The organism is Dehalococcoidales bacterium (assembly GCA_030698765.1).
Lineage (GTDB): Bacteria > Chloroflexota > Dehalococcoidia > Dehalococcoidales > UBA2162 > JAUYMF01.
This window is the reverse complement of sequence record JAUYMF010000006.1, coordinates 1-7,406: the sequence shown is the minus strand read 5'-3', so window position 1 is coordinate 7,406 and position 7,406 is coordinate 1. Positions and strand designations below refer to the sequence as shown.

Annotated in this window: 9 protein-coding genes and 1 tRNA gene; 2 read left to right on the top strand and 8 right to left on the bottom strand. The window is 51.6% G+C overall.

The features are described 5' to 3' along the window. Positions 1-199: 199 nt before the first annotated feature. A complete protein-coding gene (locus tag Q8Q07_00170; GenBank protein ID MDP3878709.1) occupies positions 200-844 on the bottom strand; it encodes a hypothetical protein in 645 nt (214 codons plus the stop codon). 537 nt (positions 845-1,381) lie between these two features. Here Q8Q07_00170 and Q8Q07_00165 point away from each other — a divergent pair. Then, positions 1,382-1,666 carry a cytochrome c-type biogenesis protein CcmH gene (locus tag Q8Q07_00165; protein MDP3878708.1) on the top strand — a complete coding sequence of 95 codons (285 nt, stop codon included), beginning with the start codon at positions 1,382-1,384 and terminating at the stop codon, positions 1,664-1,666. Positions 1,667-1,722: 56 nt separating this feature from the next. Here the strand turns inward: Q8Q07_00165 and Q8Q07_00160 are convergent, their stop codons facing one another. From Q8Q07_00160 to Q8Q07_00145, 4 genes are all read right to left on the bottom strand, one after another. Continuing rightward, a complete protein-coding gene (locus Q8Q07_00160) occupies positions 1,723-2,391 on the bottom strand; it encodes a PD-(D/E)XK nuclease family protein (GenBank protein ID MDP3878707.1) in 669 nt (222 codons plus the stop codon). Between the two features lie 180 nt (positions 2,392-2,571). Further along, positions 2,572-2,823 (bottom strand): hypothetical protein, encoded by a 252-nt coding sequence (locus Q8Q07_00155; GenBank protein ID MDP3878706.1) that lies wholly within the window; start codon positions 2,821-2,823, stop codon positions 2,572-2,574. 185 nt (positions 2,824-3,008) lie between these two features. After that, on the bottom strand, positions 3,009-3,980 hold the full coding sequence (locus tag Q8Q07_00150) for an alpha-ketoacid dehydrogenase subunit beta (GenBank protein MDP3878705.1): 972 nt from the start codon (positions 3,978-3,980) through the stop codon (positions 3,009-3,011). Between the two features lie 18 nt (positions 3,981-3,998). After that, positions 3,999-4,952, bottom strand: coding sequence for a thiamine pyrophosphate-dependent dehydrogenase E1 component subunit alpha (locus Q8Q07_00145; protein MDP3878704.1), 954 nt, complete (start codon positions 4,950-4,952; stop codon positions 3,999-4,001). 227 nt (positions 4,953-5,179) lie between these two features. On the opposite strand from Q8Q07_00145, the gene Q8Q07_00140 reads away from it, so the two are divergent. After that, positions 5,180-5,542, top strand: a complete 363-nt coding sequence (locus Q8Q07_00140) for a cupin domain-containing protein (GenBank protein ID MDP3878703.1) — start codon at positions 5,180-5,182, stop codon at positions 5,540-5,542. Between the two features lie 30 nt (positions 5,543-5,572). Here Q8Q07_00140 and Q8Q07_00135 read toward each other — a convergent pair. The 3 genes from Q8Q07_00135 to Q8Q07_00125 all read right to left on the bottom strand — a co-directional run. After that, positions 5,573-5,648 (bottom strand) — tRNA-Cys (locus tag Q8Q07_00135). Between the two features lie 66 nt (positions 5,649-5,714). Continuing rightward, the gene (gene cobU / locus Q8Q07_00130) at positions 5,715-6,284 is read right to left on the bottom strand and encodes a bifunctional adenosylcobinamide kinase/adenosylcobinamide-phosphate guanylyltransferase (protein MDP3878702.1); all 570 of its coding nucleotides are present in this window, start codon (positions 6,282-6,284) and stop codon (positions 5,715-5,717) included. A gap of 471 nt (positions 6,285-6,755) precedes the next feature. Then, on the bottom strand, positions 6,756-7,406 hold a 651-nt coding region (locus Q8Q07_00125; protein ID MDP3878701.1), incomplete at its 5' end, for a diphthine--ammonia ligase.

Sequence of the window (7,406 nt, the reverse complement as noted above, 5' to 3'; positions counted from 1 at the left end):
TATATCCCCCGATTTTTTCTTGGTTGTAGCTTCTTTCAGTCCTGTTGAGATGGTTGACCCGCCATCACCGGGGGAAGCCACTGTAACCTCTACCTTTGCTTTATGGGTTTTCTGTGGTGCCTCATCTTTTCGGAATAGACTACCAAATAGCCCCATGTCTACCTCCCTACACCTACTCTCTTGCCTATTTCCCTCTTCTTTACTTTGAACCGGAAGCATCTGCAATCACATAAGCACCTGAACTTGATGAAGTTTTGAAGAGTTTACCATCTACATAAATCGAGACTCTTACGGTTCCATATTCACCTTGATTTTGTGCGGATATGTATAGGAAACTATCAGGGAATGAACTAAACGAGTATTTCTTCGGAACGGAAACGCTACTATATTGCTCTGTCCCGCCCGTAGCATTGTTCAACGTTACATCCACTTCATCAGCCGTCCCAGTTATTTCATATATTATTTTAGGGGGTGTCCCTCCTGTTAGTTCCGAATTTGTTATTTCCACGGATACTACTTTCTTACTTCCTACCTCCGTTATTCCAAAAGCTGACCATTTCTCACCAACAAATACGTCTGTCCCATTAGTCCAGTATTGAATTTTGCTGCCGTCATCGCATGTAATAGTAAAATATACTTTATAGTAATTTAAGTATACAATTCCGTTGTTCTCGACATCATAGTAAATATATACGTATTCACTCGACGGTTTAAAACTGGTAATGGTAAATGTGGCTGAAGGTTCCGGCGTGGGCTTTGCAGTCGTGGGTGTGGTGGCAGGGGTACTACACGCACTTAAAAGCATAGCCACCAAAATTACGGAGATGACTAAAATTCGCTTCATAATTACACCCCTTCATAGACTATAGCCAACAAGCGGGCGCTGTCAAATGCTAGCGGTAGTCTGTGAGGCTGTGAGAGCCATATCTAAGGGCTTTAGGGCTTAGGTCAATGGGTTTTTTTGCTAACTACCACCTTTTCTTTCTTGTCTTACACATAATCCGAAGCTAATAGTTGGGTGCCAAAAAGTGCCATTATGAAGATTCTTTTTAAATTCACCATCGGCGGTTACGTTCAAATGACCACAATACAAGGTGATGTAAAAACACTGTTTTGAAGCTAAAGCCACTGGTTGATATTTTAGCCTGGAATTTTAAGTCCGCTGCGTCTGCCAGTTCCGCCACCCCGGCGTGTCCAGGGTTACTGTAGTTCCTGGCTTTCATCGTGTCAACGCTATTTTATTTGGCTTCTCTTCAGTCTTAGCTGCCAATGGCAGTTTAATCATCTCAATATAAGCAGAACACCCGGCTATTCCCTTTACAGCATAAGCTGATTTCTGCTACAATGAACGAAAAGCAACTATCTACAAGGGAGCCTGAAGATGACCGGTAATTCTGTACGAAAATTATTTCTGCCGCTGTTAATAGCGTTGGCACTGGTATTCACCTCGTGCTCTTCCTCAGTGTCGGCAGCTGAGGTGAACGCGGTGGCAGCCAATGTTAACTGTGTTTGCGGCGCCTGTGACCTCCGGCTGGTTGATTGTCATTGTGATAAAGCTCTGGAAATGCAGGCCACCATTAAGAAGAACCTGGGCCGGGGCCAATCACAGGAGCAGATTATTCAGGGTATGGCCATACAGTACGGGCAACGGGCCTTAGTCAACTAATTACTAGTACTTACTTGCATAATTGACTATCCGTTAGACTTCCCGTATACCCGCAATTAAAAGTCGTTTAGTCTGCTGGCGTAGTTGCACCAGGGGCAGTTAGAGGAATGCGGCGGCGCTTCCGGCATCTCCAGCAAATAGAGCATCTCATCGATAAATCTGAGGAACCTCGCCTCGTCCTTTTCTATCTCTATCCAGGTTATCTCGGCTTCATAGAAAAGCCTCTCCAGGTTCTGCTGGTTTATGCCGGACGGATAGAAATAGAGCAGCCCCAGCCTGGTTACCGGCGCCAGCGCTAAAGCGTTTGACGCCGGGTGCTCCAGGGCGTAAGCGTAAGCGTGTAACTGGCGGCTGTAGAAAGCGGCCGATTCCCGGCTCGGATTGCCCGTCTTGAAATCGATTATCCCGTAGGTACCGTCTTCAAAGCTGACGACGATGTCAAAGCGGCCGTTGATATAGCAGGTAGCGTCATGGTTGGGCAGCGCGATTACCTGTGACCTGACATTCCTTTCCCCGTGGCTGATGATGCCGGGAGGGAGAGCAAGATGAAGTTCACCGGTCTGTTTACCGGCATAGTGGTTCTTGAGGAGGCTGGCGATTTTGCTGAAGACGGAGGGTATTGGTATTGACGGCTGGACGATACCCTTGACTGCCTTCAGATAGAAGCACCGCTTGCAACCATCGTAAGAAAAGGTCATATCTGACGGACTTAGCTTATAATTCATTGCTACCTGCTATTCTACCACACCGGGCGGTTGAGGGCGAGGAACAATCATAATAACCTGGTACCGGATCGGTAAACAATCGCTGATTTCCGGAAATATCCTGGAAGCTGATATGACCGTGGTTCCGGTACAAGCAGGCGCTGCCCGGTTTCGAGAGGATTTATCGCTTGCCAGTTGGAGTTATTTACGGGCTCTGGCGGCGGCCGCCTCTAACTCGTCTTCATGCAGCACGATTTCCTTCTGAATGTTATCTATTTTTACAGTGTAAATGTAGAAAACCGTGCCCGGCATGGGACTTATCCAGTGGTAGTTGGTTACGGTACCGGTCTGACCGGAGTACCGGGCGATATCAGAATCCCGGGCTGATGCTGCCTCATCCTTGACCGCTTTTATGATGATTTTGCTGCCTGTCCGGTACTTGGGTACCATCAAACTGCTCCGCCTGATTTGGTTCTGTATCATAGTCTTTCGGGTATACCTTTGTCAATAGGTTTATTACTTGCGGAGCAGATGGAAGAATACGGAAACAACCGGCAGGACACGGCGGGCAAGTACCGCACAGGACGGAACTGTCCGGCATTCTCCGGGGCAAATATTTTGTTAGCTCCGGTTTCCGGTTAGCCGGTGGACATTACCTTCCTTACGGACTCGATAATATCGTCTTTTGATGGCACTACCAGCTTCTGCAGAGGTATAATATACGGGACATGCACATCAGGATTGGCCACCCGGGCAATCGGCGCCTTTAGTGACGGAAAAACTTCCTCAGATACGATGGCGCTGATTTCCGCCCCGATGCCCCCGGTCTTACAGGCTTCATGGGCGACAACCAACCTCCCCGTTTTCCTGACTGAACCCAGGATCATGTTCTTATCGATAGGATACAGGGAACGGGGGTCGACTACCTCCACGCTGATTGACTCTTTAGCCAGTTCTTCGGCGGCAGCCAGTGCCTCGTGCACCATCTTGCCAGTGGCGACGACGGTGACGTCCGTGCCCTCGCGCTTGATGTCACCTACCCCCAGGGGGATGGTATATTCCTCTTCCGGCACCGGGCCTTTCAATTCACGGTGAAAGTCCTGGTGCTCATAAAAGACCACCGGGTTATCGTCCCTGATGGCTGACTTGAGCAGTCCCTTGGCGTCATAGGGGGTAGAGGGCATAACGACCTTTATCCCCGGGACATGCACGAACCACGCCTCGAAATTTGACATGTAAGCCCCGCCGAGACTGAAGGGAGTCCTGACTACCATTGGCACGCTGGCGCCGCCATCGGTGATATAGCGCGCCCGGGCGGCCACCGTGACCATCGGCTCCATGATCGCCATCACAAAATCGGCAAACATTATCTCTGCCACCGGCCTCATGCCCATCAGGGCGGCGCCAACGGCAGCCCCGGAGATAATCCCCTCAGCGATAGGGGTATTTATCAGCCTGTCGGTGCCGAATTCCTCGGCCAAGCCGGTAGTTACCTTGGTTGTTCCCGGACGCAGTCCCACATCAATGCCGATGACGAAGACATCAGAGTCCCGGCGCATCTCTTCCCGCAGGGCTTCACGGATTGCCTCGGTAAAACTTATCTCTCTCATCTTCTTTTTCTCCTTTTATCAGGGGGCAAATATCTCGGACATAGCGAATTCCTTTTCACGCGGCGGCCGCGGGCCGGCCTCGGCAGTCTGTAGCGCTTTCAGCACTTCCGCCCTGGCTTTCTCAGTATAATCGGCAGCGCTCTGCTCCGTTAGTACCCCTTTTTCTACCAGGTAGCCGGAGAGAATCTTGATGGGGTCTCTCTTCTTCCAGGGTTCAGCATCTTCGCTGCGCCGGTATAAAGTCTTGTCCCGGGCGGTATGGCCACCAAGCCGGTATGTCTTGCATTCAATCAAGCTCGGGCCATCACCCCGGCGGGCCATGGCGATAGCTTCCTGCATAACGTCATGTACTGCCAGCACATCATTGCCGTCTACTTTTATCCCCGGCATATTGTAGCCAAGGGCGCGGTCGGCGATGTCTTGGGCGGCAATGACCTCGGCGGTGGCGGAATACTCGCCCCACTGGTTATTGACGCAGACAAAAACAATGGGCAGCTTGTATATCGAAGCGAAGTTAAGCGACTCGTGGAATTCCCCCCGGCTGCTGGTACCGTCGCCAAAACTGATAACAACCACCCGGCTCTGTTTTCTCAGTTTGATGGCCAGGGCAGCCCCGGTAGCGGTCACGAAGGGTGGGCCCAGCGTACCGGTACACCAGGGCAGAATGCCCTTTTCCATATTACCGGCCATTCCCATCGCCTTGCCTTTACTATAGCCATCTGCCCGGTTATACATCATCGCGAATACTTCGGTGAGGGGAACACCCTTGATGTAGTACACCCCGTAAACGCCCCGGAAGTGGGGGAGAATAATGTCATCCTTGTCAAGGCCGAAGAAAGCGCCTGCGTGGCTGGCTTCCTCCCCGGCCGCGCCGTGCCATGACCCGGCCTGCTCTGCCATGGTATCCTCGATGGCTCGGAAGACCGTCATGTCCTGGTATAGCTTGAATAGCTCCTCATCATTCAGGCTCATCAGTCACCTCCTATGACCGCGCGATATTGGGCGGCAAAATCCAGTATGATGCCTGGACAGTTCCCCCTCTTTGTGGTAAGTAATTTATAACCGCGCGCCATGCTTTTGTCAAGAATTGTGCAGGAGAAGTCCGCCTATATATCAGGCCGGTTAAACATTTCAAGTGCAGTGTGGGAAAAACCACCAATCAGTGCTACAATGAACGAACGAATTTCAAGGAGGGTGCCATGAAAATAGTCAATATCGCGGAGATACCCAGAAACCCGGTAGTCAATAACCCGCTGTTCACCGGGGAGGACCTGACCCGGCAGATTTTGCTCCCCGACAGTAAAGACTATAACGTGAACGTCGTTAACTTCGGCAGGGGAGTGAGAAACAAGTTTCACGCTCATGACCACGATCAGGTGCTCATCGTCACTGCCGGGAAAGGCATCGTAGCTACAGAAAAGGAGGAGAAGGTAGTGACGACGGGCGATGTTATCCTTTTTGCCGCCGGCGAGAAGCACTGGCACGGAGCTACCGCGGACTCCGAGTTTTCCCATATCTTCGTCATGAAGCCCGGTGGTAAGACCACGCAACTGGAAGATTGAGTTCTGCAGTTTTTGGGGTTTTAAAATAGCTGGAGGCGACGACCGGATTCGAACCGGTGAATAGCGGTTTTGCAGACCGCCGCCTTAACCACTTGGCTACGTCGCCCTTCGGGACACCTATACGGCGTCCCTATTATAATGCCATGTTGGCTCATGGCGCAAGTGAGACCGGTTATTTCCCGGGATATTGAGACGGCTTGACCCGCAACGGCAGTCCGGCGACCATCAGGTAAACTTCATCAACCTGCTGTGCCAGAAGCTGGTTGGCTTTGCCAAGCAAATCACGATACAAACGTCCCATCTGGTTCGGCGGCACCAGTCCCGCTCCAACCTCATTGGTGACGATGACAAATCCGGCTTCCAAACGGCTGATACACTCTACCAGTTCACCGATCTCCCTGGTCACCTCCTGTTCAACAAGAGCGACATCAATACGCTCTTCGTTCGCGTCAGCGTACTGGCCAAAGCAATTGCTGACCAGGAGGGTAATACAGTCTATAATTACTATTTTAGCCCGCCCGATTCTCTGCGGGATGCGGTCGCCGACGTGGGTGGTAACCTCAAGTGTCCGCCAAGCTGCCGGGCGGCTCCGGCGGTGTTCCTCAATACGCTGGCGCATCTCATCATCACCGGCTGCCGCCGTCGCCACGAAGAGCACCAGTTCCCCCGAGTCACGGGCAAGCTCCTGGGCAAAATGGCTCTTGCCGCTGCGGACGCCACCGGTTATCAGAATATTTTTCAACACTATCCTCTTTTTCTCTCCCCTTCCTCTTGACAGGGCTTATTCCAAAAGTATCGTAGCATCATGTCGCCCTGAGCGTATCGAATAATCCGGAGGTGACATGCCTTAATCTTACCCCATCCCGACCCCGTATTAAATACGAGGCTTCGTTAATCCGTTCCTCAGAATCTATTATATCTCTTTCCGGAGACACCACAATGTACGAAAACATGAGAATCTTACATCAAACGACCGTCCTCCTTCATTCCGTACCCTGGCCTGTCGCCAGGACAGGCTTGATACGGAATCCAGGTTGGATGGGAAGATGTGTGTTTTCTGGATTCCGGCTGGAGTTTATCCCGCACCTGATACGGGGCCGGAATGACGATAGGCTACTCTCATAACAGTTACTTTGAGCCAAGTCATTTGATAAACAATAGGAAAGGAATTATTAATTGCGAAGAGGCTTCGCCCTTTGCGCTTCCCCTCTAATTACTTATCCCTCAATTCGCTCTTCAAAACCTCCAGGAACCAGCGTTCATCCCGGAAAGTCTTCCTGGTTTCCATGATTTCCAGACGCTGCTTGAACAACGGGCCGTCAATAACCAGGGTATGGTATTCTCCTGCCTCACCACAGGGTGTAATCTTCCGGGTCTTGCCCAGTTCCGCTAAATCCCGGATAAAGTCCAGGTCTACCTTTCGTCCCAGCCATTCCTCGCCGAGCAGGTCAGCTTTAGTAGCCACCACCACCGACTCGAACCCAAGGCTGATAAAGTCTCTAAGTATCTTGTCCTGGCTCTGTTCCCATAAAGGCAGGTGAGCGGTCATTCCTGTTTCCCGGCATACCCGCTCCACCCACTCCCGGTGTTCATTGAAGTCAATATCCCCGAATACACCGCCCTCAACCCCCTCCTGGCGAAAAGAACGCAGCATGGCCTTAAATTCAGCTTCATAGTTGTCCCGACCAGTGCGCCTCTGCACCAGCGGGATACCGACCGCCTGCGCCTGCATACGCAATACATCCGCCGACAGTCCGTGGCTGCGGGAGCGTTGCCCATCCTCGGACACCGTGTTAGCCAGATAGCTGACTTCCATACCGTCAGCAGCGGCGAGGTAACCCGCCAGGCAACAGTCCTTGCCGCC

Bases quoted from the DNA above. Each gene is read 5' to 3' on its own strand.
- Q8Q07_00170 (MDP3878709.1), bottom strand. From the start codon at position 844: ATGAAGCGAATTTTAGTCATCTCCGTAATTTTGGTGGCTATGCTTTTA.
- Q8Q07_00165 (MDP3878708.1), top strand. From the start codon at position 1,382: ATGACCGGTAATTCTGTACGAAAATTATTTCTGCCGCTGTTAATAGCG.
- Q8Q07_00160 (MDP3878707.1), bottom strand. From the start codon at position 2,391: ATGAATTATAAGCTAAGTCCGTCAGATATGACCTTTTCTTACGATGGT.
- Q8Q07_00150 (MDP3878705.1), bottom strand. From the start codon at position 3,980: ATGAGAGAGATAAGTTTTACCGAGGCAATCCGTGAAGCCCTGCGGGAA.
- Q8Q07_00145 (MDP3878704.1), bottom strand. From the start codon at position 4,952: ATGAGCCTGAATGATGAGGAGCTATTCAAGCTATACCAGGACATGACG.
- Q8Q07_00140 (MDP3878703.1), top strand. From the start codon at position 5,180: ATGAAAATAGTCAATATCGCGGAGATACCCAGAAACCCGGTAGTCAAT.